General features: G+C 64.1%; 23 protein-coding genes and 1 tRNA gene. 9 read left to right on the forward strand and 15 right to left on the reverse strand.

The window, feature by feature from the left end:
• Positions 1-152 precede the first annotated feature (152 nt).
• The 6 genes from DFR43_RS08295 to DFR43_RS08320 form a co-directional block, all read right to left on the reverse strand.
• Entirely contained in the window at positions 153-950 is a 798-nt protein-coding gene (locus DFR43_RS08295) for a hypothetical protein (protein ID WP_133597554.1), read from the reverse strand.
• Positions 951-1034: 84 nt separating this feature from the next.
• The gene (locus DFR43_RS08300; RefSeq protein WP_133597556.1) at positions 1035-1271 is read right to left on the reverse strand and encodes a hypothetical protein; all 237 of its coding nucleotides are present in this window, start codon (positions 1269-1271) and stop codon (positions 1035-1037) included.
• Positions 1268-1516, reverse strand: a complete 249-nt coding sequence (locus DFR43_RS08305) for a hypothetical protein (protein ID WP_133597558.1) — start codon at positions 1514-1516, stop codon at positions 1268-1270. Before DFR43_RS08305 ends, DFR43_RS08300 begins: the two co-directional genes overlap by 4 nt.
• A 30-nt stretch (positions 1517-1546) precedes the next feature.
• Positions 1547-2569, reverse strand: coding sequence for a tyrosine-type recombinase/integrase (locus DFR43_RS08310; protein ID WP_133597560.1), 1023 nt, complete (start codon positions 2567-2569; stop codon positions 1547-1549).
• A 99-nt stretch (positions 2570-2668) separates the two neighbouring features.
• Positions 2669-2744 (reverse strand) — tRNA-Asn (locus tag DFR43_RS08315).
• 72 nt (positions 2745-2816) lie between these two features.
• Positions 2817-3965, reverse strand: coding sequence for an iron-containing alcohol dehydrogenase (locus DFR43_RS08320; protein WP_133597562.1), 1149 nt, complete (start codon positions 3963-3965; stop codon positions 2817-2819).
• 84 nt (positions 3966-4049) lie between these two features.
• Between DFR43_RS08320 and DFR43_RS08325 the strand changes: the two genes are divergently transcribed.
• Positions 4050-5042 carry an alpha/beta hydrolase gene (locus DFR43_RS08325; RefSeq protein ID WP_245988875.1) on the forward strand — a complete coding sequence of 331 codons (993 nt, stop codon included), beginning with the start codon at positions 4050-4052 and terminating at the stop codon, positions 5040-5042.
• 6 nt (positions 5043-5048) lie between these two features.
• On the opposite strand, the gene DFR43_RS08330 is transcribed toward DFR43_RS08325, so the two are convergent.
• A complete protein-coding gene (locus DFR43_RS08330; RefSeq protein ID WP_133597564.1) occupies positions 5049-6644 on the reverse strand; it encodes a methyl-accepting chemotaxis protein in 1596 nt (531 codons plus the stop codon).
• A gap of 181 nt (positions 6645-6825) precedes the next feature.
• Here DFR43_RS08330 and DFR43_RS08335 point away from each other — a divergent pair, with 181 nt between their 5' ends.
• Positions 6826-9198 carry a YgiQ family radical SAM protein gene (locus DFR43_RS08335; RefSeq protein WP_133597566.1) on the forward strand — a complete coding sequence of 791 codons (2373 nt, stop codon included), beginning with the start codon at positions 6826-6828 and terminating at the stop codon, positions 9196-9198.
• 10 nt (positions 9199-9208) lie between these two features.
• Here DFR43_RS08335 and DFR43_RS08340 read toward each other — a convergent pair whose 3' ends face one another.
• Together DFR43_RS08340 and pobA are read right to left on the reverse strand one after the other, a co-directional pair.
• Positions 9209-10099, reverse strand: a complete 891-nt coding sequence (locus DFR43_RS08340; RefSeq protein WP_133597569.1) for a CoA transferase — start codon at positions 10097-10099, stop codon at positions 9209-9211.
• Positions 10100-10108: 9 nt separating this feature from the next.
• The gene (pobA, locus tag DFR43_RS08345) at positions 10109-11299 is read right to left on the reverse strand and encodes a 4-hydroxybenzoate 3-monooxygenase (RefSeq protein ID WP_133597571.1); all 1191 of its coding nucleotides are present in this window, start codon (positions 11297-11299) and stop codon (positions 10109-10111) included.
• Between the two features lie 135 nt (positions 11300-11434).
• Here pobA and DFR43_RS08350 point away from each other — a divergent pair, with 135 nt between their 5' ends.
• From DFR43_RS08350 to chrA, 3 genes are all read left to right on the forward strand, one after another.
• Positions 11435-12277 carry an IclR family transcriptional regulator domain-containing protein gene (locus DFR43_RS08350; protein WP_133597573.1) on the forward strand — a complete coding sequence of 281 codons (843 nt, stop codon included), beginning with the start codon at positions 11435-11437 and terminating at the stop codon, positions 12275-12277.
• A 411-nt stretch (positions 12278-12688) separates the two neighbouring features.
• Positions 12689-13312, forward strand: a complete 624-nt coding sequence (locus DFR43_RS08355; RefSeq protein WP_245988876.1) for an energy transducer TonB family protein — start codon at positions 12689-12691, stop codon at positions 13310-13312.
• 27 nt (positions 13313-13339) lie between these two features.
• On the forward strand, positions 13340-14533 hold the full coding sequence (chrA, locus tag DFR43_RS08360) for a chromate efflux transporter (RefSeq protein WP_133597577.1): 1194 nt from the start codon (positions 13340-13342) through the stop codon (positions 14531-14533).
• Here chrA and DFR43_RS08365 read toward each other — a convergent pair.
• Positions 14523-14996, reverse strand: coding sequence for an Lrp/AsnC family transcriptional regulator (locus DFR43_RS08365; protein WP_211338628.1), 474 nt, complete (start codon positions 14994-14996; stop codon positions 14523-14525). The genes chrA and DFR43_RS08365 overlap by 11 nt on opposite strands.
• 70 nt (positions 14997-15066) lie before the next feature.
• Here DFR43_RS08365 and DFR43_RS08370 point away from each other — a divergent pair, with 70 nt between their 5' ends.
• Positions 15067-16044, forward strand: coding sequence for an EamA family transporter (locus DFR43_RS08370; protein WP_133597579.1), 978 nt, complete (start codon positions 15067-15069; stop codon positions 16042-16044).
• Positions 16045-16089: 45 nt separating this feature from the next.
• On the forward strand, positions 16090-16797 hold the full coding sequence (locus DFR43_RS08375) for an HAD family hydrolase (RefSeq protein WP_133597581.1): 708 nt from the start codon (positions 16090-16092) through the stop codon (positions 16795-16797).
• A gap of 50 nt (positions 16798-16847) precedes the next feature.
• On the opposite strand, the gene DFR43_RS08380 is transcribed toward DFR43_RS08375, so the two are convergent.
• A complete protein-coding gene (locus DFR43_RS08380) occupies positions 16848-17339 on the reverse strand; it encodes an aminoacyl-tRNA deacylase (protein WP_133597583.1) in 492 nt (163 codons plus the stop codon).
• A 49-nt stretch (positions 17340-17388) separates the two neighbouring features.
• Here DFR43_RS08380 and DFR43_RS08385 point away from each other — a divergent pair, with 49 nt between their 5' ends.
• On the forward strand, positions 17389-17634 hold the full coding sequence (locus tag DFR43_RS08385; RefSeq protein ID WP_133597585.1) for a DUF2789 domain-containing protein: 246 nt from the start codon (positions 17389-17391) through the stop codon (positions 17632-17634).
• Positions 17635-17673: 39 nt separating this feature from the next.
• Here DFR43_RS08385 and DFR43_RS08390 read toward each other — a convergent pair whose 3' ends face one another.
• From DFR43_RS08390 to DFR43_RS08400, 3 genes are read right to left on the reverse strand one after another with little or no spacing between them, the layout of a single operon-like run.
• Positions 17674-18654 (reverse strand): Bug family tripartite tricarboxylate transporter substrate binding protein, encoded by a 981-nt coding sequence (locus tag DFR43_RS08390; RefSeq protein WP_133597587.1) that lies wholly within the window; start codon positions 18652-18654, stop codon positions 17674-17676.
• A complete protein-coding gene (locus DFR43_RS08395) occupies positions 18651-20378 on the reverse strand; it encodes a long-chain fatty acid--CoA ligase (RefSeq protein WP_133597589.1) in 1728 nt (575 codons plus the stop codon). The genes DFR43_RS08390 and DFR43_RS08395 overlap by 4 nt, the downstream gene beginning before the upstream one ends.
• Positions 20379-20391: 13 nt before the next feature.
• A complete protein-coding gene (locus DFR43_RS08400; RefSeq protein WP_133597591.1) occupies positions 20392-21165 on the reverse strand; it encodes a class II aldolase/adducin family protein in 774 nt (257 codons plus the stop codon).
• A gap of 179 nt (positions 21166-21344) precedes the next feature.
• On the opposite strand from DFR43_RS08400, the gene DFR43_RS08405 reads away from it, so the two are divergent.
• Positions 21345-21842, forward strand: coding sequence for a MaoC family dehydratase (locus DFR43_RS08405; protein WP_133597593.1), 498 nt, complete (start codon positions 21345-21347; stop codon positions 21840-21842).
• Positions 21843-21849: 7 nt separating this feature from the next.
• Here the strand turns inward: DFR43_RS08405 and DFR43_RS08410 are convergent, their stop codons facing one another.
• Entirely contained in the window at positions 21850-22053 is a 204-nt protein-coding gene (locus DFR43_RS08410; RefSeq protein ID WP_133597596.1) for a putative motility protein, read from the reverse strand.
• Positions 22054-22156 lie beyond the last annotated feature (103 nt).

Genomic DNA, 22156 nt, shown 5'->3' on the forward strand with positions numbered 1-22156 from the left:
GTTTGCCAGCGTCCCGCAGGGGTTGGCCTGCGGTTCCCAGACGCTGGGCCGTGCCGATTAGTGGCCGGTGGAGTGATCGTCGGGTTTGGGGGTGTTTTTGTCAGGGACGATTCAAAGATGGATTAGGCCGGAATCGTCACGCACGGAATTGGTTACGTTCGGCGTTTGTAGCGCGTCTTGAGCGCCTTGACTGCATCAGCGCTGAAGGCCTCGGCGGGGGCGTCCAGCGTCACGCAGAGCAACGATGCCATCTGCTCGGGAGTGAGGGCGTCCAGCAGGTTCACCCCTAGCCAATGCCCCCGGCGCTCAAGGGTAGCCATGAGCCGTCGTGCGATTGGGGCCCAACCGACCGTCTTTCGACTGAACACCTCCCGACGATCCGCCGACCAAAGTCGGTTTGCCGGTGCGGGATGCCGATCGGCAATGGCTTGCAAAAGGTCCTCCAGGCCTGGCAGCGGTCGATTTATCGTGAAGACCAGTCGGGCCAATCTTGCCACCTCTAAATCGTCCGCGTTCAATTCTCCGACCCAGCTCCATAGGTCAAGTGGATCGGGCGCATCATGAGGCCAATCATCGACCCCTTCTGACTCTCGAATCTGCCGATGAATGGATACGAGCTCTGCTAATTGCGCTGCTGTACGGCCGATAGCTTCATTGAGTTCGTCGAGTTGCCGCAATGCCGCTACCGCGCGTGCAGGCGTTTTTCCGCGCACATAATCCAGCGCGCATTCGATTGCGGACTCCAAGATTTGGCCCCGAATGGTGTCTCCATTCGCGCCAACACGCCAGCAATCGGCGTCCAGTTCGAGCCATCGACAGGAAAGGCGGTCCCGGAGAGCCTCCCAGGAACCCAGCCGGTCGGCATTCGGCGGCAAGCCGTGCGATGGATTGACAGGCCGATAGGCATCGAGCGCATCTGCGGCCCATTCTGGGAGTTTCCTTTTCGTCATCGATACTGTCGAATCCGGTTCTCTCATTAGCTTTGGGGCGCCGCGCCTGGCGGCGCCCCGCTCTTCATCACAGAATCGGGCGCTTCAGTGCGGATTGAGGCCGTGCACCACATCGCCCGCGATCGTTTCCGCGCTTTCGGCCAGGCGTTTGATGGCGTAGGAGAGGTGGACAGTTTGCCCCTCGTCCGCCAATGGCATCAGGGCTGCAATCGTTCGAATTGATCCCGCCAGGCAGAGCACTTCCTCCCATTTGGGGTGCTCTCCGTTGAACGCGAAGACGTTGAGGGGGGTGCTCTCGATGGACTTTTGCTGGGATTTCATTGGGTGGCCTCCCGGGGGTTGATGTGCCGGTCAAGCAGGTCAGAGAGCTCAGTCGCAACGTCGCTGGCCAGCTCGGCGGCGAGGTCGAGGTATTCGCGGCGCAGATCGGGTGCCACATCCTCAAACGATTCCTGGCCACTGGGGCCAGAAATTGCCTGCAGCATGGCGGCCAGTCGCCTGGCCTTCGTCATGCTCGTGTCCAGGGTGTCGAAGCTCTCGGGGCGGATCGGTTGCGGTGTGTTCATGGTCTTGGGTTTGATTCGGGGTTGATGGGTTCAGATGGAGCCGAGCGCCTGGGCCATAGCGGCCGCCTTGGTTTGCACGGTCAGGTGCGCGTATCGGCGCGTCATGTCGAGCTTGCGATGCCCGAGCACTTCGGCCACCACGTTGAGCGGCACGCCCGCCTGCGCCATGTAGGACGCGCAGCAGTGGCGCAAGTCGTGGAAGCGGAAATTGCGCAGCTTGGCGCGCGCCACGGCTTCGCGCCAGGCGGTATCAATCCGCGCGGGCTCGAGGTACTTGCTGCGCACGCTGCCGAAGACGAAGCGCGCGGGGTCGGTCGAGACAAAGGGACGCAGCGCTTCCACCACGTCGGGCAGCAGGACCAGGGTGCGGCGGTCGCCGTTTTTGGTGCGGCCCAGGTAGGCCAGACCGGCCTCGAGGTCGACGTCGCGCCAGGTCAGGCCCAGCAGCTCGCCTTTGCGCGCGCCGGTTTTCATGGCCATGAGCACGAGGGCGTACAGCCTGGGGTACTTGGACACCCGGCACGCCAGAAACAGCCGCGAGCGCTCGTCGGTGTCGAGGTAGCGCACGCGGCCATCGCTCTCGCCCATGCGCTTGAGCCCGCGGCACGGGTGAACAAACCCCTTGGGCGTCAGGCGCTGCTCGATGGCCCAGGTAAAGACCGATGCGATGGCCTGCACGTAGCGATTGAGGGTCGCGCCGCTTTTCTGGCGCTGGCGGCCCTTGACCTTGAAGATTTGCCGCCCTTGGTGATCCACCCCGACGAAGACCAGCGGCGGCTTGGTCGCCAGCTCGCTGCGTCCAGCGTGGATCAGGTCAGCGTCGACCTGGCTCACCTCAAAGTCGCCAATCATCTCCTGCCATGCGGCGAGGCGATGCGCGCGAGAGCCGTCTTGCCCGTTGTACTGGGCCATGTAACGCTCGATCAGCTCGCTGACGGTGATCGAGGTTGGGCGCTGCGAAAGCGAGCGCAGCCGGAGGGAAACGCCCTCCGGGTCGACTTGTGAGCGGGCGCTGGGAACACCCGCAACACTGTTGCTGCCATGAAACGTCATGTCGATTTCCTCCAAAAGCGCCGACAAGCGGCGGACTGGTTGGAGTCTGGACTGACGCTGGCAAACCACTAACTAAGTCATAGACTTAGCGGAGCATTTTGGCTCCCCAACCTGGGCTCGAACCAGGGACCTACGGATTAACAGTCCGGCGCTCTACCGACTGAGCTATTGGGGAACAGCCATCTATTATATGACGTTTTCAGCCCCAGCCGATCAGCCCTCGCAGCGCGCGTGCCCGTTCAACCGCTCACATGGACGTGGTCAGCATGTGGCGGTAATCGTCCGCGCTGGCCAGGCGAGGGTTGGTTCGGTGGCAATGATCGGCCAGAGCCCCTTCGATGATGCGGTCAAACATCTCCGGCCGCACGCCCAAGGCCGCCAGACCACTGGGCAGCCCCAGGCGTTGATTCATGTCTCGAAGTGCAGGCCCCAAATCGCTGGTGGTCGTCAGGCCCATGGCGCGAGCCATGCGTTCCAGGCGGCGCTCACGGCGCACCGAATCGGCCTGTGCGTTGAAGGCGATCACCGCCGGCAGGAAGATGGCATTGAGCGTGCCATGATGCAGCTTCGGGTTCACTCCGCCCAGGCTATGGCTGAGCGAATGCACGCAACCCAGCCCCTTTTGAAACGCCATCGCCCCTTGCATGCTGGCACTCATCATCTGCAGGCGGGCTTCCCGGTCTTGGCCATCGCGGGTCGCGCGCTCGATGTGTGCCCAGCCGCGCTCCAGGCCATCGAGGGCAATGCCGTCGGCAGGCGGATTGAAGGCGGCGGACATGAATGTTTCCATGCAATGGGCGATGGCGTCCATGCCCGTGGCGGCGGTGAGCAAGGGGGGCAGGCCAAGGGTGAGCTCAGGGTCCAGAATCGCGGCTTTGGGCAGCAGGTGCCAGCTGTGGAAGCCGAGCTTACGGCCGTCATCCACGATGATGATGGCGCCGCGCGCCACCTCGCTGCCTGTGCCTGCGGTGGTGGGAATGGCGATGAGAGGCGGCACGCGGTCGCTGATCTTGGGCGAGCCGCCTTCGATGGTGGCGTACGTCTTGAGCGGACCGGGATGGGCCACGGCAATGGCCACGCCTTTGGCGCAGTCAATGGCGCTGCCACCCCCCAAGGCGATGAGGCCGTCACAGCCCTGTTGCTCATACTGGGCCTGGGCAGCGCGCACGGCGGCTTCGGTGGGATTGGAGGGGGTTTGGTCAAACACCGCGTGGGGCAGGGCGCTCGCGCCTGCGCCCAAGGCAGCCACGGTCCGGTCCAAGAGGCCAGCGGCCTTCACGCCGGGGTCGGTCACGATCAGCGGCTTGCGCATGCCGGTGCGCTCGCATTCACTGGCCAGCAGCTTCAGAGCGCCGAATTCGATCTGGATGTTCGTCAGGTAGAGGATTTGTGACACGCTCGTCTCCGTGGTTTGTCGGTTTGGCAACCAATATAGCGTTCACCCCGGCAGCGGGTTGGAGCCAATGTGACAATGCGGCCCATGAATGCCCACGCCAACCCTCGCTCGCTGTTGACGCCGGCCATGCGCAGCGTGATCGACCGCATGGCCCGTGCCGGCCGGCCGCCTATGCACGCGCTCTCGCCCCAGCAAGCCCGCGCCTTTTACGAGGCGGGCTCCGGTGTGCTGGACATCCCGCCCCACAAGATGGCGCGGGTGCAGGCCTGCCGCATTCCCACCCGGGATGGCGCAGAAATCCCTGCCGAACTGGTGGTGCCACACCCCAAAGGGACGGCTGATCCGCAGCGCCATGGGCCTTGGCCGGTGCTGCTGTACCTGCATGGCGGAGGGTTCACGGTGGGCAGCGTGGCCACCCATGCCAGCCTGTGCCGACATCTGGCGCATCTGGCGCATCTGGCGGTGCTCTCGGTGGACTACCGGCTGGCGCCCGAACACAAATTCCCCACCGCCGTCAACGACGCTTGGGATGCCCTGCAATGGCTGCACGCCGAGGCCCCTGGCTTGGGGCTGGACCCGACGCGCATCGCCATCGGCGGCGACAGTGCCGGAGGCACGCTCAGCATCGTCACCGCCCTCCAAGCGCGGGACGCGGGCTTGCCTTTACGCCTGCAGCTCCTGTTCTACCCCGGCTGCGCCGCCCATCAAGACACGCCCTCCCACCAGACCTACGCTCACGGCTTCGTGTTGGAGCAGGCCAGCATCACCTGGTTCTTCAATCAGTACATCCGCACGCCAGCAGACCGGGACGACTGGCGGTTTTCACCACTGAATGCGCCCGATCTGGAGGGCGCAGCCCCGGTGTGGATGGGCCTGGCGGAATGCGACCCGCTGGTGGACGAGGGGGTGATGATGGCCGACCGCTTCCGCATGGCCGGGGTGCCTGTGGATCTGGAAATCTACCGCGGCGTCACGCACGAATTCATCAAAATGGGCCGCGCCATTCCGGAGGCGCTCCAGGCCCACCAAGACGCGGCCCGGGCGTTGCGGCAAGCACTGGGGGTTGCTGGCGCATGACCGCCATCAACGCAAGAGCAAGGGCTCGGCGGGCATGGGCGAGGGCAGTCCTTGGGACGCTGGAGCGGCACTGCCTGCCAACTTGAACACCGAGACCGCGCGCACCAGGGCGGCGGCCTGTTGCTTGAGGGCCTCGGCAGCGGCAGCCATTTCTTCGACCAGCGCGGCATTTTGTTGCGTGGTTTGATCGAGCTCGCTGACGGCCTGCCCGATTTGCTGCACGCCATCGCTTTGCTCCCGGCTGGCGGCCATGATTTCACCCATCGCTTGCGTCACTTTGCCAATGGATTCCACCACCTGCGTCATGGTGCCGCCGGCTTGGTCGGCCAGGCGGTTGCCGGTTTCGACGCGTTGCAGGCTGTCGGTGATGAGCTGCTTGATCTCCTTGGCGGCTTCGGCGCTGCGGCTGGCCAGGCTGCGCACTTCGGCAGCCACCACCGCAAAGCCTCGACCGGCCTCGCCGGCGCGGGCGGCCTCGACGGCGGCATTGAGCGCCAAAATGTTGGTTTGAAAGGCAATGCTGTCGATCACACCGATGATGTCACCGATGCGTTGCGAGCTTTGGGTGATGCCCTGCATGGTCTGCACCAGGCTGGTAACCACCCGCCCACCCTCAGACGCCACGGCGCTGGCCTCGCCGGCCAACTGGTGGGCGCGCACCGCATGCTCGGCGTTTTGATGGACCGTGGCGTTGAGCTGCTCCATGGAGGCGGCGGTTTCTTCCAGCGAGCCGGCCTGCGATTCGGTGCGGGCGCTCAAATCCTGATTGCCGCTGGCAATTTCTTGGCTGGCCATGGACAGGGCATCGGCCGTGTGCCGCACCTCGGTCACGATGCCGGCCAGCGCGGCTTGCATGTCCTGCATGGCTTGACGCAAGACCGCGATTTCATCGCGTCCATGCCCCTCGACCTGGCTGGTCAGGTCCCCGGCGGCCACACGGCGGGCCAATGTCACGGTATCGTCCAGTGGGCGCACCATGGCCCGGGTGGTCAAAATCGCAAAGACGATCCCGCCGATGACGGCCAGCAGCAGCAATGCACCGGAAATCCAGAACGTCAACCGGGCCAACCGGGCTGCTTGTTGCTGCACCTCGGCGCTGTGCTGGGCCACCGTGTCGCGCAAGGCGCGCAGCATTTGGGCCGGCTGGCGGTCCATGCCGGCCACGGCTTGGTCGCCAGCCCGCGAGTCGAACAGCGTGGCCTCGAACGCCGCAAATCCCCGGCGGTAGCCCCGCGCCATGGCTTCATGGGCCTCCAGAAAGCGGGTGCCGGCTTCTTGCACCGGCGCGTAGTCGGGCAAAGCGGCCATGACCTGGCGCACCTGCTCGGCCACTGCGGCTTCTTCACGTTGAAAGGCCGTCCAGAAGCGCTCTAGCTGTTCGGCGTCATAGCCGCGCAACAGCACGTTTTTCCATTCCTGCACCTGGGTACGGAAGCGCAGCTCCGCCTCCACGGCCTGCCGCTCCACCTGGGCGAGCGCCTCCACGTCAGTTTGAAAGAACGCCACGACGCGGCTGAGTTGATACAGACCGGCACCGGCCGCCAACAGCATGACCAGCAGCACCGCACCGAAGGACAAAGGCAATTTGTGACGAAGTTTCATTCAAGCGAATCCGGGAAAGGGCGGCGGGATTATCGAGGTTTTGCCGCATGAAAATCGTGCAATCAGCATACCATGCGTCATCGACAGCTTGATGACAGTGGCGCCTCATGTGGCTTCCCGTCCCGCAGCTTGTGGGGTGAAGCGCTTTGCCGGGATAATCCCGTTCTTGCCCTGCCTTGTCATGAACGCGCCGATCGACGTCTCTTTCTTCCCGCGCCACGCCAAGCCGCTGACCAGCTACAAACCGTACTGGGCCAAGCGCTTCGGGGTGGCCCCCTTCCTGCCCATGAGCCGCGCCGAGATGGAGGCGCTGGGCTGGGATTCGTGCGACGTCATCCTGGTCACTGGCGACGCGTATGTGGACCACCCGAGCTTTGGCATGGCCGTGATCGGCCGCGTGCTGGAGGCGCAGGGCTTTCGCGTCGGCATCATCGCCCAGCCGGACTGGCACAGCGCCGAGGCCTTCAAGGCCCTGGGCCGCCCTAATCTGTTCTGGGGCGTGACGGCGGGCAACATGGACTCGATGATCAACCGCTACACGGCCGACCGCAAGATCCGCTCCGACGACGCCTACACCCCGGGCGGGCAGGGCGGCCGACGGCCGGACCGCGCCGCCATCGTCTACAGCCAGCGCTGCCGCGAGGCGTACAAGGACGTGCCCATCATCCTGGGCGGCATCGAGGGCAGCCTGCGCCGCATCGCCCACTACGACTACTGGAGCGAGACGGTGCGCCGCTCCATCGTGCTCGACAGCAAATGCGACCTGCTGCTGTACGGCAACGCCGAGCGCGCCCTGGTGGAGGTGGCCCACCGCCTGGCCCGGCGCGAGCCGATCGAGTCCATCACCGATGTGCGCGGCACCGCCTTCGTGCGGCGCAGCACGCCCGAGGGCTGGTTCGAGATCGACTCCACCGACGTGGACCAGCCCGGCCGGGTGGATGCGCACGTCAACCCGTACCTGATGGTCTCGGAGCAGGCCAAGGCCCAGGGCCAGACCTGCGCGCGGGAAGAAGAAGCGCAGACCGCAGCCCACGAGGCCCAGGCCGCGCCGGACATGGCCGCAGGCCGGGCGGCGGGCCACAAGGCGCAAGCCGCGCAAGCTGGGCAGGCGCAACCGCTGCGCTTTCTGGCCAATCCGGCCTTGCCACACAAGGGCCGCCCACCGCGCGAGCGCACCGTCATCCGCCTGCCGAGCTACGAGCAGGTCAAGGCCGACCCGGTGCTTTATGCCCATGCCAACCGCGTGCTGCATCTGGAAACCAACCCCGGCAACGCCCGCGCGCTGGTGCAGGCCCACGGCAGCGGGGCTGCCGCCCGCGACGTGTGGATCAACCCACCGCCCATCCCCCTGACCACGGCCGAGATGGACTGGGTGTTTGATCTGCCCTACGCGCGCAGCCCGCACCCCGCTTACGCCGACGAGCGCGGCCGCCACGACGGCCCGACCAAGATCCCGGCCTGGGAAATGATTCGCTTCTCGGTCAACATCATGCGCGGCTGCTTCGGCGGCTGCACCTTCTGCTCCATCACCGAGCACGAGGGCCGCATCATCCAGAGCCGCTCCGAGGATTCCATCATCAAAGAGGTGGAGGAGATTCGCGACAAGGTCGCGGGCTTCACCGGCGTCATCTCCGACCTGGGCGGGCCCACGGCCAACATGTATCGCCTGGGCTGCAAAAGCCCCGAGATCGAGGCCGCCTGCCGCAAGCCCAGTTGCGTCTATCCGGGCATCTGCGCCAACCTCACCACCGACCACGGCCCCCTGATCCGCATCTATCGCCGTGCCCGCTCGCTGCCCGGCATCAAGAAAATCCTCATCGGCTCCGGCCTGCGCTACGACCTGGCGGCGAAAAGCCCCGAGTACGTCCGGGAACTGGTGCAGCACCACGTGGGCGGCTACCTGAAGATCGCACCCGAGCACACCGAGCCCGGCCCGCTGTCCAAGATGATGAAGCCGGGCATCGGCAGCTACGACCGCTTCAAGCAGTTGTTCGACAAATTCAGCGCCGAAGCGGGCAAAGAACAGTACCTGATTCCGTACTTCATCGCCGCGCACCCCGGCACCAGCGACGAGGACATGATGCACCTGGCGCTGTGGCTGAAGAAAAACGGCTTTCGCGCCGATCAGGTGCAGACTTTCTATCCGAGCCCGATGGCCACAGCCACGGCCATGTACCACACGGGGCTCAACCCGCTCAAAGGCATTCACCGCGACGAACGGGCCGAGGCGGTGGACGTCGTCAAGGGCGAGAAGCGCCGCCGCCTGCACAAGGCATTTTTGCGCTATCACGACCCCAACAACTGGCCGCTGCTGCGCGAGGCGCTCAAGCGCATGGGCCGCGCCGACCTGATTGGCAACGGCAAGCATCACCTCGTCCCCACCTACCAGCCGTTGACGGACGGGGGCTATCAGAGCCCGCGCCGGGCCAACTCGACCCCTGCCGGCAAGCGGCCGCCTGCCAAGGGCACGCTGCTGACGCAACACACGGGGCTGCCACCCCGGGCGGGCGTGGGCGCGGGCACCCAAGGCGCCCGCCGGCGCAAGCCGAGCTGAGCCACCCGGCTCAGGCGGGGCCCGGGAGGGTGTGCAGCGGAATGTCGCGCTCGACCGCCAGACGCTGAAGCTGCCGTTGCGTCAGTCCGGCGCAAAAGGCCGCGATGGCGGCATGGGTGCTGGCCTGGAACATCGCGGGCCAGCTCCAGTCCTGCAGCCCCACGGCCTCGCACAGCGCCCGGGCGAAATGAGGCTCCAGCGCCGCCACGGCCACACGGCCATCCCGGCAGGCATACAGCCGGTAGCCCGCGTGTCCACCCCCCACAGCGGCGCCTGGTGCGGTCAATCCCCAATGCCGTGGCAAGGCCAGCCATGCCGCCGCGGTGGACAAGGCCACCTCTTGATGACAGCCCTGGCCTGTACGGAGCCGATGGAGCGTGGCCTGCAATACGGCTTCGGCAGCGAGGAGGGCGCCCCCCATGTCTGCAAAAAGGGTCGGCGGGGTGGCCAGCCCGTCCAGCAGGCCCGCCTCGGCCAGATAGGTCAGATCGTGGCCCGGCTCATCGGCCCGCGGGCCTGGGCTGCCGACGATGGACACCATCGACAACGCCGGGTAATCGCGCCGCAGCGATTTCCACTCCAGCCCCAGCTTGCGCAAGGCCGATGGCCGAAACGAGGTGAGCAACACGTCGGTGCGGGCCAATAGCCGCTGCAACTGCCGTTGCCCCGCGGGGGTCTTCAGATCGGCCTGCACGCGCCGGATTCCAGCGTGCATTTCGTCGTAAGCCGCTCGGCAGTAATGCGCCATCGGGTCGCTGCTGTCGTGCCCGGCAGCAGCCGGGGCTTCCAGCTTGACGCAGCGGCCCCCCATGGTGCGCAACCGCATCAGGGCGGCCGGGCCAGGCAGGTTGAGGGCGAGGCTCAGTACACGCACGCCTCGCAAGGGCTTGAGGGATTTCATCCCCCCATCTTAAGCGCGCTGGCCGAAGTCCAACGGCAAGCCGACATAGTTCTCGGCGATGGTGCGCAACCCGGCTTCTGAATGCATCAAATAGTCAAGCTCTGCTTGCTGGAATTTCGCCACGATGGGGCCATCGTCCGGGAAGCGGTGCATCAGCTGCGTGAACCACCAGGAAAAACGCTCGGCCCGCCAGATGCGCTTGAGCGCCAATGCTGAGTAGCGGTCGATGCCGGCTTCGGACTTGTCCCGGTAATACTCAATCAGGCCATTACAGAGATACTTGACATCGGTGGCCGCCAGGTTCAAACCCTTGGCACCCGTGGGCGGCACGATGTGGCCAGCGTCGCCTGCCAGGAACAAACGGCCGAAGCGCAGCGGCTCGGTGACGAAGCTGCGCAGCGGCGCAATGCTTTTTTCGATCGACGGGCCGGTCACGAGCTTGTCGTTGGCTTCTTCGTCGAGCCGCAGCCGCAGTTCTTGCCAAAATGCCTCATCACTCCAGTGATCCACCTTGTCCGTCAGCGGCACTTGCAGGTAGTAGCGGCTGCGCGTCTTGCTGCGCTGGGAGCACAGCGCAAAGCCCCGGTCGCTGTTGACATAGATGAGTTCGTGGTGAACAGGCGGGGTGTCAGACAGCAAACCCAACCAGCCGAAGGGGTACACCTTCTCATATTCCCGGATGGCATGGCGCGGCACGCTGGCGCGGCAGACGCCGTGAAAACCATCGCAGCCGGCGATGAAGTCGCAATGCAGCTCATGCGACACGCCATCTTTTTCATACGTCACACGTGGGCGGCTCGTGTCGAAATCATGAATCCGTACATTCATGGCCTCGTAAACCGTGGTCAGCCCTGCGGCTGATCGCGCTTCCATCAGGTCGCGGGTCAGCTCGGTCTGTCCGTAAACCATCACCTGCTTGCCGCCGGTCAGGCGATGCATGTCCACACGGTGGCGTTCGCCGTTGAACAGCATATCGAAGCCGCCATGCAGCAGCCCTTCACGGTGCATCCGCTCGCCCACGCCGGCCTCGTCCATCAGGTCGATGCAGACCTGCTCCAGCACGCCTGCCCGAATGCGCCCGAGCACATATTCGCCCGTATGGCGCTCAAGGATGACGGCATCGATGCCAGCTTTGTGCAACAACTGACCGAGCAACAAGCCGGAAGGGCCTGCGCCGATGATGGCAACTTGGGTACGCATGGAAACAATCTCCTGGGTGATGGTGTGGTGTTCATGCTAGGCCGCCACCCCAAGCCTGTGCACTCGGCATGGGCGAATTTGTGCGATATTCGGATGGTTTGCGCGATGATCGAGCAAATCATGAAAGCACACCGCATGAATCCTCCACCCAGTATCGCCAAGGCTGACTTCATCGAGGGCATGGCCAAAGGCATGGCCGTGCTGGAGAGCTTCGACACCGAAAGGCAGCGCCTCAACGCCACGCTGGCTGCCCAACGAGCCGGCCTGACCCGCGCGGCCGCTCGGCGGCATTTGCTGACGCTGGCGCACCTGGGTTATCTGGAAACCGATGGCCGCTACTTCTGGCTGGCGCCCAAAGTGCTGCGGTTTTCGGGCAGCTATTTGGCCAGCGCGCGACTGCCCAGGGCCGTGCAGCCTGCACTCAACCGACTGGCCGCTTACACCGGCGACTCTTTTTCGGTGGCCGTGCTGGAAGGCGACGCCGTGGTGATCGTCGCGCGCAGCGCGGTGACGGCCAGCGATGCCTCACGCCAGGGCTGGCTGTCATCGTCTTTGGGCCATCCGCTGCGACAAGCTCAGGACGTGCGCTGGACGGCCCATGGCCTGCATCTGGGAGCGCGTCTACCCGCTCACGCCACCTCCACGGGGCGGGTGTTGTTGGCCAATCTGCCTTCCGCCGAACTCTCTGCATGGCTCAAGGGGCGCCTGCTCCCCCGACTGACGCCCTATACCGTCACCGATCACAAAGGCATGCGACGCATCTTGTCCGAGGTACGCCAGCAAGACTGGTGCCTGGCAAGCGAGGAGCACGAGCTGGGGGTACACGCGGTGGCGGTTCCCCTCAGAAACATGGCCGGCCAGACGGTGGCCGCGCTCAACGCCGTGGTCTCCACCGCCAGGTTGCAGGCCGGCGTGGTACAAGCGGAGCTATTGCCCCTGCTTCAAAGCACAGCGCTGGAATTGCGTCCGGCCCTGTGAACCGCATCGCGCCCAAAGCCGTACGGCCTGCTCGCCCTGCCCAGGCATGATACCCTCAGGGGCAATCGCCATGAAGTTTCTGCCTCCATTTTTCGTCCACATTGCCATTGCGGCAGGCATGGGGCCTTGATGGCAAGCAGCCGATCCTTGCCACTGAGTGGGTTTAAGGCCCATCAGGTACTGGCCGCGCTCGCGGTATCGATGGCGCTGCACGCCGGCCTGCTCGCCTGGATGCGGGGCTGGACCCCTTGGTTGACCCCACAGCCGCCGGTTCCCCCGGAAACCATCGTGATGATCGACCTCGAGCCCCCGCCTGAGGCAGAGGCTCAAACGCTTCGGCCCGAGATCTCTCAGGCATCGACGTCTGAATCGCTGCCCGCTGAGGAGGCAGCCGCTTTGCCTGACCTCGAGGTGTCCGAACCCGCCCCTCTACCCGACTCTGAAGCCCCCCGACGCGCGTACAGCGACGCCCCGGCACCGCCCAGCGCCGAAGAATGGGCGCTGGCCAGCACGTATCCCCTGAAAAACAGCAAGCGTTACCGGTACAACTGGGGCGTACAGGTGCGCAGCCTGATGGGCCGCGCCTACGAAGGGCCGGATCAGGGCATGGTCCGTTTCCGGGTGGTCATCGCGCCTGATGGCTCTCTGGCCGAACTCGAAACGCTGTGGAGCACATCCGCCATGGCCGAAGCCTTGGCACGCCAAGCCATCCGTCAGATGCCGCCCCTGCCACCCACACCCACGGGCGAGCCGCTCGTGTTCGAGCGCACCATCACCTTCGGCCCAAACGATGCTGAAATGCCACCCATTTACAAGTACGACTGCGAGCCCGATCCCCCCAGGTTTCGCAACCCCTATGTCTGGGACGGCCACTCGGCACAGGGGCCCGCCATCCAACCCAGCGCGCAGCCGCTGGACCCGCAAGCCTACGCCGAATGCCTCAAACAGTTGCCACCAGACAGTATCGAAGCCGAAAGCACGAACGATCAGCGCCAGTTGGAACGCTGGAAGTCGCACCGTCTGAACGTGCCTTGAGTTCGGCCATGTCGTTAGGATGGCGGGATGATGGCTGAACAATTCTCCGCGTGGGCCGTGTTCTGGGCGTTCTTGCGCTTGGGACTGACCGCTTTCGGTGGCCCGGTGGCGCACCTGGCGTACTTTCGAGAAGAATTTGTCATCCGAAGGCGTTGGCTGGACGAACGCAGCTATGCCGATGTGGTGGCCTTGTGCCAGTTTCTCCCAGGCCCCGCCAGCAGCCAGGTGGGCATGGCGCTGGGGATGCTCCGGGCCGGCTACCGGGGCGCGCTGGCCGCTTGGCTCGGGTTCACGCTGCCCTCGGCGGCGCTGCTGATTCTGCTGGCCATCGGGCTGAACACCTGGGGAGAGGCTTTGGCCAGCGGTGCATTGCAGGGCTTGAAGGCCGCGGCGGTGGCAGTGGTGGCCCAGGCGGTCTGGGGCATGGCCAGGCAATGGTGCCCCGATGCGCTGCGGGTGATATTCATGGGGTTGACGGCCTCGGTGGTGCTGCTGGCGCCTTCGGCGTGGGTGCAGATAGGATGCCTGCTACTGGCTGGGTTGGCGGGGATGTGGTGGCTGCCAACCACCCAGGCAGAGAACGGCCCATCGGTTCCATCACCCGTGAGCACCCGGGCAGCGACGGCCTGGTTGGGGCTCTTTGCCACTGGCCTGCTGGGGCTGCCTTGGCTGGCATCCAGCTTGTCGATCCCGGCCTTGCAGATGGCCGATGCATTCTACCGGGCGGGCGCGCTGGTGTTCGGGGGAGGGCATGTGGTATTGCCGCTCTTGCAGGCCGAATTGGTGCCCACCGGCTGGGTGGATGAGAAGGTGTTTCTGGCCGGATACGGCGCAGCCCAAGCCGTGCCTGGGCCGTTGTTCACGTTCGCGGCCTTTTTGGGGGCATCTTCATTGCAGGGCCCCACGGGCTGGTGGGGTGGGGGGCTGGCGTTGGTGGCCATTTTTCTGCCGTCTTTCCTGCTGGTGGCAGGGGCCTTGCCGTTCTGGGTGGCACTGCGCAACCATGCACTGGCCCGGTCTGCGCTGGCAGGCGTCAACGCGGCAGTGGTGGGGCTGCTGCTGGCCGCGTTCTTTCAGCCGGTGTGGAGCAGCGCCATCACCGGCCTGCGAGAGCTCATGGTGGCGTTGATGGCTTGGGGGGCGCTGATGTACTGGCGCCTGCCACCGTGGCTGGTGGTGCTGGGGTGTGCCGCCATCGGCTGGGCAGCACTTAGTCGTTGATGCGCAGCCGAAGGGGCAGGTCTTCGAACGCGGTGTTGAGCACGATGGTGCTGGTGGTGCGGGCAACGCCGGGAATGGCCTTGATGCGATAGAGCACATCCTCCAGTCCACGAGGATGGCGGGTCCGGATTTTGGCAATGAAATCATATTCGCCAGCCACGCTGTGCAATTCCAGCACTTCGGGCATCTCGCGCAGCGCAGGCGCCACCTCCCGGCAATGTACCCCGCCGTCGTTGCGTATGGCCACGAAAGCGGTCACGTGCAGTCCCACCTTGTCCGGGTCCACCCGGAGCGAGAAGCGCTCGATCACGCCGCGCTCCCCCATTTTCTTCACACGCTCGTGAACCGCGGCAGTCGACAAGCCCACTTCGGAGGCCACATCGGCGTAAGAACGACGGCTATCAACGCTGAGCGCCGTCAAAATTCTGGCATCAATCTCATCAATCTGAATATTTGCTTGCATGAGTCACGATTTCCAGTCAAAATTCGGGTGACGGCGCTGTCGCCGTAAATTATCTTCTCAAAGCATCGATATGTCGTCCATCGTTCAGCCGGCGGCCCAACCTGCAGGGGCGCTGCGTCTGGCTTGTGCCCTGCTCATTGTCTACATTGTGTGGGGAACCACCTATTTTGCAATCGGCATTGCGCTGCAAAGCATGCCGCCGTTGCTGATGAATGGGGCCCGCTTCGCCTTGGCGGGCTTGATCATGCTGGCCTGGGCCCGATGGCAGGGGCAGGCCTGGCCCACCCGGACTCAGTGGCGAAACAGCGCGTTGATTGGCGCGCTCATGGCGTTTGCCGCCATGACGCTGGTGGTGTTGGCGCAGAAGCTGGGCATTGGCTCCGGGCTCATGGCTACCGTGGTCACGACCATGCCGATGTGGCTGGCGCTGTGGTCACGCTGGGGGGGAGAGCATGTGCCATGGACGAGCTGGCTGGGCCTGGCACTCGGTGCCAGCGGGGCGCTGTTGCTCGCGCTAGAAGGCGATTTCTCGGCCACTTTGCTGGGCACCCTCTGTGCGTTCGGGGCGCCGCTGTGCTGGAGCCTGGGCTCATACGCTTCCCGCAAGCTGGAACAGCCTGCCCCGGCCATGGCCGCCGGCGCCCAATGGTTGCTGGGCGGCGCCTTGGGCCTGGCCGTGGCCGGGCTCATCGAGCCGCAAGCGCGCCAGTTCGATGCGGCGCAAGTTTCGCTGGCTTCGTGGCTCGCTTGGCTTTACCTGCTGATCATGGGCACGTTGATCACGCTCAATGCCTATTTGTGGTTGCTCAAAAACACCACCGCCGCCCTGGCAGGCAGTTACTCGTTCGTGAACCCTCTGGTGGCGCTGTGGGTGGGGGTGGCCATTGGCGGGGAAAAACTCACCGGCTGGGTATTCGTGGCCATGCCTCTGATTTTGCTGGCGCTGCTTTTCATCCTGTATGGGCGCTCCCAGGCCGTGGCCGCCATGCTTCGCCATGGTAAGCGATTCTTCCGGCGCGCCGGTTCATCGGCCAGCGCGGCCGCCTGACGTTCGCGCCTGAGGCGCGCCGGCACAGCGCGGTATAACTGCGCAATGACCCGTACCCTGACACCTGCTTTTGACCTCATTCTTTTCGACCTGGACGGCACCCTCGTGGAAACGGGGGGCGAAATTGCCGACGCCATCCATGACACGCTGCAAGAACTCGGTTTGCCCACCGTGACGCAGGCGCAGGTGGAGCGCTGGATCGGCTTGGGCACGCGGGAACTTCTCGCCCAGGCGCTGGCCCATGCCTGGCGTCTGCCGCTGGAAGAAGCCAGACAGCCGCAGCGGCTCGATCCCGCCCTGAAATGCTTTGGCTCGCACTATCTCAACCGCTGCGGCACACGCAGCCACCTCTACCCCCATGTGCGCGAAGCCCTCAGCGTGTTGCGCCAGCGGCGTGTGCGGCTGGCCGTCCTGACCAACAAGGAAGCCCGCTACACCGCCGCGGTGTTGCAGGCACATGGCCTCACCCCGATGTTTGACGCCATCATCTGCGGCGATACCTATCCCGTGAAAAAGCCCGATCCGATAGGCGTCCAAGCCTGCCTTCGACGCTTTGGAGTGGAGCCTCAGCACGCCCTCATGGTGGGCGATTCGGCCATCGATGTGGCCACAGCCCGCCACGCGGGCATTGCCATCTGGGCTTTGCCATACGGTTACAACATGGGCCAGCCCATCGCTGCCAGCCAGCCCGACCGGGTCATCGATGACTTTTCCGCGCTGCTGGCCATCGGCGCCATGCCGCCAGCGCGCTAGAAGCCACCGGGAAAAGCGCCACGCTTGGACCAGTGCCTGCCATATGCCGCCTACAGCGGCAGGGCACAGTCCACCGGCCGGGCCGCGAGCACATCGGTCAGCACCTTCGGGTCGATGCCGATCAGGAAGCCGCGCCGCCCGCCGTTGATCCAAATGCGGGGCAACGCAAGCACCGTGCGCTCCACATACACCGGCATCGTTCGCCGCGTGCCAAACGGCGAGGTCCCCCCCACCAGATAGCCGCTGTGGCGATTGGCCACTTCGGGCTTGCAGGGCTCTACCGATTTGGCCCCCGTCTGCCGGGCCAGGTTTTTCGTCGAGACGCTGCGGTTGCCGTGCATCAGCACCACCAACGGCGCAGCCTTGTCGTCTTGCATGATCAACGTCTTGATGACGCTGAATGGGTCCAGGCCCAGCACCTCCGCGCTATGTAGGGCGCCCCCATGTTCCAGGTATTCGTAGGGGTGTTCGCTGAATGCCACCCCGCGAGCCCGAAGCAAGGCGGTGGCAGGTGTTTCGCTGACGTGCGGTTTCTTGGGCATGGCGCGCTGTGATTGACCGCCCGGCATGGTAAGGGATAGAGTCCCGATCATGGAACCCACTTATCACCATTTTTGTGAACTGTTCGCCCAACTGGGCTTGCCAGACGATAACGACAGCATTGCCCGGTTCATCGCGCAACATGCCCCACTGCCAGACGCGGTGGCCCTGCACGAGGCGCCTTTCTGGACCGAAGCCCAGCGCACCCTGCTGCGGGAAGAATTGCAGGAAGATGCCGACTGGGCCCCCGTGGTCGATCAGCTCAACGTGGCGCTGCGCACGCCCTCCAAGCGCTGAGCCAGGCGGGCATAGGGAGGCAGTGGGGCACTGCGCGACTCAGCGAGCCGCCAGGCCCAGGCGCTCGATCAATTGGCGATCTTTCTCGAACGTGGTCACTGCCCAAGCTCGGTAATCCTCGCTGTTGCGGTACCACATGTCCTGATTGAGTTGCGCGAGCACCTCCAGGTGCCGGGGATCTTCCATGGCTTTCTTGAACGCGTCATGGAGCGTGCGAACCACGGCCGGATCCATGCCCTTAGGGCCCACCAGGCCATAAGGGGACTGAGACACCACGTTGTAACCCAAATCTCTGGCGGTTGGCACGTCGGGCCAACGTTTGGTGCGCTGCTCGCCGAAAGTCAACAACAGCCGCATCTGGCCGGCATCCACAAACCGGTCCCAGCCCGTGGCGTCACTGCCAGCGCTCACGTGGCCGCCCAGCACAGCCTGCATGAGGTCGGCGTTGCCTCGGAAAGGAACATGGTTGAGTTTGATACCGACCGCAGCGGCCACTTCTTCCATCAGCAGATGCGGGCTGGTTCCGGTACCCGTGGAGCCGTAGTCGATCTTCCCGGGATCTTTGCGTGCGGCTTCCACGTAGTCCTGAAAAGTCTTGTATGGCGAATCGGCCCGCACCACGAAGCCAAAGGTATACCCCGAAACGCCCAGAATGAAGCTGAAGTCATTGATCGGGTGCCAGTTGGTTCGTTGCATGTGCGGCATGCGCAGCATGCCCAGTGGAAACTGGGCAATGGTGTAGCCATCGGGGCGTGCCTGCAGGGCCATGGTGCCAGGACCGAGGGTACCGCCAGCTCCCGGTCGGTTGTCCACCACTATCGGTTGTCCGAGGTGCGTGCTGGCGATTTCGGCCAAGGTGCGAAGGTGTCGGTCGGTGGAGCCACCGGCAGGCCAAGGCACGATGAGTGTGATGGGCCGGCTGGGGAAGTTCTGAGCCCAGGCTGGTGCAGTGACCCAGGGGGCGATAACCGCAGCCGACGCTGCGCCCAGCACCAGGCGGCGGGAAACAGGTTTTTTCATGGTGAGTCTCCTTCTTGGGTGGGGGAATGGGCGCGGTCTTGTCGATCCTGCGCTTCTTGCAGTTCGCGCCACAGGATCTTGCCGCTACCGGATTTCGGGAGTTCATCGACGAACTCCACGATGCGCGGCACTTTGTAGGCCGCCATTTCGTCATGAGCCCAACGGATGATGTCTTCCTCGCTCAACAGGCCACGATAAGACGGACGGCACACCACCAGCGCTTTGACGGTCTCACCGCGGCGCGGATCACGTGCACCGATGACACAAACCTCATGAATCGCTGGGTGGCGGTAGAGCAGGGCCTCCACTTCCGCTGGCCAAACCTTGAAACCGGATGCGTTGACCATCCGCTTGAGGCGGTCCACCATGAAAAAATACCCCTCATCGTCCACCCAAGCCAAATCACCTGTGCGCAAAAAACGCTGGCCATCCAGTTCGATGAAGGCGTCTCGCGTAGCCGCCTCGTTGCGCCAATAGCCCTGCATCACCTGTGGTGCATGCACCACGATTTCGCCAATTTCTCCAGCCGATACCCGTTGCAGGGTCTGGGGATCGATCAGTCGGGCATCCACATCAAAGACGGGGATTCCCAGGCACTGGGGTTTGGGACGATGAGGTGGATTGATGTGGGTGGCTGCCATCGTCTCGGACATGCCGTAGCCTTCCACATAGTCCAGCCCGGTAAGCGTCCTGAGGCGTTTTGCCACCGCCTCTGGCATGGCTGCACCGCCGCCGCGAATACCTTGCAGAGAACTCAGATCCATCTGTTCGATGCCCGGCTGCGCCAAGAAGTCCACCACCATCGTGGAGATGGCCTGCCAATTCGTCACCCGATGCCGCTCAATCAGGCGCGCTGCCAACGCCCTGTCCCAGCGAGACATCAGCACAATCGTGGCGCCCACATACAAGGGGCCATTCATGCCGCTGGCCATGCCAGTCACATGAAAGAAGGGCAATACCGACAGCAATACCGCATCCTGCGTACGACCAAACCACACCATGCCCCCCACTGCAGTGGCTGCCACGCTGCGGTGGGTGTGCATGCAACCTTTGGGCTTGCCCGTCGTCCCAGAGGTATATGGCAGGACGCAAAGATCGTCAGGGCCACGGGTGTGTGGGCTCGGCCGGTAATCGGCTTGCAGTGCCTGCCACCACGCATGCACCCCGGGGGCACTTGGCACATCACATGGCGCCAGCAACCAGTCGGGCAGGGGGAAATCGATATGGTTGGGGTTCAGATAATCGCTGTACGTGCCGACCAAGACATGAGACAGCGCACCAGTTGCCGCACCATTGCCTGGTTGCAACAAAGGCATGAGTGGCGAAAGCAGGTCTTGAGCGACTATCGCCACCCGTGCCCCACTGTCTTGCACCAGATGCGCCAGTTCCTGGGCTTTGTTCATGGGATTGACGGGCACCACCACAGCATTGGCCCGCAAGATGGCGTAGTAGCCAATCACCCATTGGGGACTGTTTTGCAGATACAGCAGAACCCGATCACCTTCGGCCACTGCGCAAACGGTCTGCAGATATCCGGCGAGCCGCTCCACTTGGTCGTAGAAAGCGGCAAAGCTCAGTGGCGTACCGTAATACAGGATGAAAGGTTTGTCGGGGAATCGGCGGGCCGATACCTCAGCGTTGTAAACCAGGCTGGTCTGCGGTAGCGTGAGATGATGAGGAAGGCCGGGGGGCCAGTGCGGATGAGGAAGGTGAGGCAGCGCCATCGGGCTTTTCGGTTCAGAGGGCATAGCCTGGAGACAGCCGATCCAGTCGCCGGAGCAAGCCAGGCCAGGCCAGAGCGCCGCCCAACCCTTTGGTGACCTGGCGTGCCTGTTGTGCAGCATCGGCTCGCATGGCATAGGGGATTTCTATCAGGGCCACGCCCCCAGATTGCGCCAGAATCTGGATGCGGCAAGCCGACTCCAGCGTGTACATGGCCAGAAACGCCTCGGCCACGCTGCGGCCACAGGTGAGCAAACCGTGATTGCGCAGAATCATGTGATTGGCATTGCCCAGGTCTCGGACCAGTCGCGGCTTCTCGTCTTCGCGCAGCGCCACGCCTTCGTAGTCGTGGTACGCCAAACTCGACAACGGAAAAATCGACTGCTGCGACAGCGCCCTCAGCCCATCCTGCTGGGCCGACACTGCCACCCCACTGGGCGTATGCGTGTGCAAGACGCAATGCACATCGGGCCTGGCCTCGTGAATCGCGCTGTGGATGGTGAAGCCTGCCGGATTCACTGGATGATCCGTCGCCATCACCGGAGTCCCGGACTCATCGACTTTCACCAGGCTGGAAGCCGTGATTTCGTCAAACAACTGCCCATAAGGGTTGATGAGAAAATGGCCCGGCGCATCTGGCACACGGGCAGAGATATGGGTAAATATCAGATCGTCCCAGCCAAACAGCGCCACGAGGCGATACGCTGCGGCCAGATCGACCCGAACCTGCCACTCTGCGGCAGACACCTGATCACGCACCGGTAAAGTGCCTGTCTCCTTCGTGTGCATCGGTCATATCCCTTCGGATGAAACCTGTTGGATTAGCAGGCATTCTGGCTGGACCACTGCGGCATGGCTGTAACCCATGTGACCCTTGGGTTGCGCAGACAGTCCATTCCGTGACAGCCGACCGTCGGCAGCGCGTGCGCGTTGGTGTAAGGTTCACCAACGATGTGAAGGAAGGCCCCATGACTGCGATCAACCCCCAGCAAAGCCCACACATCACCATTTGGTGGGAAGACTTGGCCGAAGGTGAGGTCCGCGATTTGGGCACCGTCACCCCGTCTGCAGACGACATCGTGGCATTCGCCCAGCAGTTCGACCCCCAGCCGTTTCACCTCGACCCTGAAGCGGCGAAGCACTCGGTGTTCGGCGCACTCTGCGCCAGCGGTTGGCACACCTGCGCCTTGGCCATGAGGCTGATGGTGACGAACTTTCTGCACCAGACTTCCAGCCTCGGCTCGCCTGGTCTTGACAGCCTCAAATGGCTCAGGCCCGTGTATCCCGGCGACACCCTGCGGCTGCAGCACCGCATCCTTGAAAAACGCCCCATGAGCAAACGCCCAGACGTCGGCCTCGTGCGAACGGTCTGGGAAATGTTCAACCAGCACGGGCAGCAGGTGCTGCACATGGAAGGCTACGGGATGTTTCGCCGGCGGCAGCCTGCTGTGGCTGCGGATCCGTGACGCGTGCTCACGCCATCACATTGATTTGCGCCCCCGGTTGACCGGCAGGAGCCAGCGGCAGTGAGCCGGGAAGCGCCATCAAAAGGCGCATGGCCGCCTGTTCTTGGACGCTCATGGCACGCTTGAGCACTTCCACCTGAACGGCTTGGGCATCACTGGCCGCACGCATCTCGAGCACGGCTTGCACCATGGCGCTGGGTTCGACGTTCATGCATGAGATCTCGGCATTTGGCGGTAGAACTTGAGCGCTTGCTCGGTCCAGATGGCCTAGAAAGGCGCCAAAACAAAAGCCCTTGCGGACGGGCAAGGGCTTG

Origin of the sequence: Tepidicella xavieri, from assembly GCF_004363315.1 — a bacterium.
In the GTDB taxonomy this organism is placed as follows: domain Bacteria; phylum Pseudomonadota; class Gammaproteobacteria; order Burkholderiales; family Burkholderiaceae_C; genus Tepidicella; species Tepidicella xavieri.

Bases quoted from the DNA above. Each gene is read 5' to 3' on its own strand.
- DFR43_RS08405 (WP_133597593.1), top strand. From the start codon at position 21,345: ATGACTGCGATCAACCCCCAGCAAAGCCCACACATCACCATTTGGTGG.
- DFR43_RS08385 (WP_133597585.1), top strand. From the start codon at position 17,389: ATGGAACCCACTTATCACCATTTTTGTGAACTGTTCGCCCAACTGGGC.
- chrA (WP_133597577.1), top strand. From the start codon at position 13,340: ATGATGGCTGAACAATTCTCCGCGTGGGCCGTGTTCTGGGCGTTCTTG.
- DFR43_RS08330 (WP_133597564.1), bottom strand. From the start codon at position 6,644: ATGAAACTTCGTCACAAATTGCCTTTGTCCTTCGGTGCGGTGCTGCTG.
- DFR43_RS08310 (WP_133597560.1), bottom strand. From the start codon at position 2,569: ATGACGTTTCATGGCAGCAACAGTGTTGCGGGTGTTCCCAGCGCCCGC.
- DFR43_RS08390 (WP_133597587.1), bottom strand. From the start codon at position 18,654: ATGAAAAAACCTGTTTCCCGCCGCCTGGTGCTGGGCGCAGCGTCGGCT.
- DFR43_RS08340 (WP_133597569.1), bottom strand. From the start codon at position 10,099: ATGAAATCCCTCAAGCCCTTGCGAGGCGTGCGTGTACTGAGCCTCGCC.
- DFR43_RS08295 (WP_133597554.1), bottom strand. From the start codon at position 950: ATGACGAAAAGGAAACTCCCAGAATGGGCCGCAGATGCGCTCGATGCC.
- DFR43_RS08370 (WP_133597579.1), top strand. From the start codon at position 15,067: ATGTCGTCCATCGTTCAGCCGGCGGCCCAACCTGCAGGGGCGCTGCGT.
- DFR43_RS08335 (WP_133597566.1), top strand. From the start codon at position 6,826: ATGAACGCGCCGATCGACGTCTCTTTCTTCCCGCGCCACGCCAAGCCG.
- DFR43_RS08350 (WP_133597573.1), top strand. From the start codon at position 11,435: ATGAATCCTCCACCCAGTATCGCCAAGGCTGACTTCATCGAGGGCATG.
- DFR43_RS08375 (WP_133597581.1), top strand. From the start codon at position 16,090: ATGACCCGTACCCTGACACCTGCTTTTGACCTCATTCTTTTCGACCTG.
- DFR43_RS08400 (WP_133597591.1), bottom strand. From the start codon at position 21,165: ATGCACACGAAGGAGACAGGCACTTTACCGGTGCGTGATCAGGTGTCT.
- DFR43_RS08325 (WP_245988875.1), top strand. From the start codon at position 4,050: ATGAATGCCCACGCCAACCCTCGCTCGCTGTTGACGCCGGCCATGCGC.
- DFR43_RS08410 (WP_133597596.1), bottom strand. From the start codon at position 22,053: ATGAACGTCGAACCCAGCGCCATGGTGCAAGCCGTGCTCGAGATGCGT.
- pobA (WP_133597571.1), bottom strand. From the start codon at position 11,299: ATGCGTACCCAAGTTGCCATCATCGGCGCAGGCCCTTCCGGCTTGTTG.
- DFR43_RS08395 (WP_133597589.1), bottom strand. From the start codon at position 20,378: ATGGCGCTGCCTCACCTTCCTCATCCGCACTGGCCCCCCGGCCTTCCT.
- DFR43_RS08305 (WP_133597558.1), bottom strand. From the start codon at position 1,516: ATGAACACACCGCAACCGATCCGCCCCGAGAGCTTCGACACCCTGGAC.
- DFR43_RS08300 (WP_133597556.1), bottom strand. From the start codon at position 1,271: ATGAAATCCCAGCAAAAGTCCATCGAGAGCACCCCCCTCAACGTCTTC.
- DFR43_RS08380 (WP_133597583.1), bottom strand. From the start codon at position 17,339: ATGCCCAAGAAACCGCACGTCAGCGAAACACCTGCCACCGCCTTGCTT.
- DFR43_RS08365 (WP_211338628.1), bottom strand. From the start codon at position 14,996: ATGCAAGCAAATATTCAGATTGATGAGATTGATGCCAGAATTTTGACG.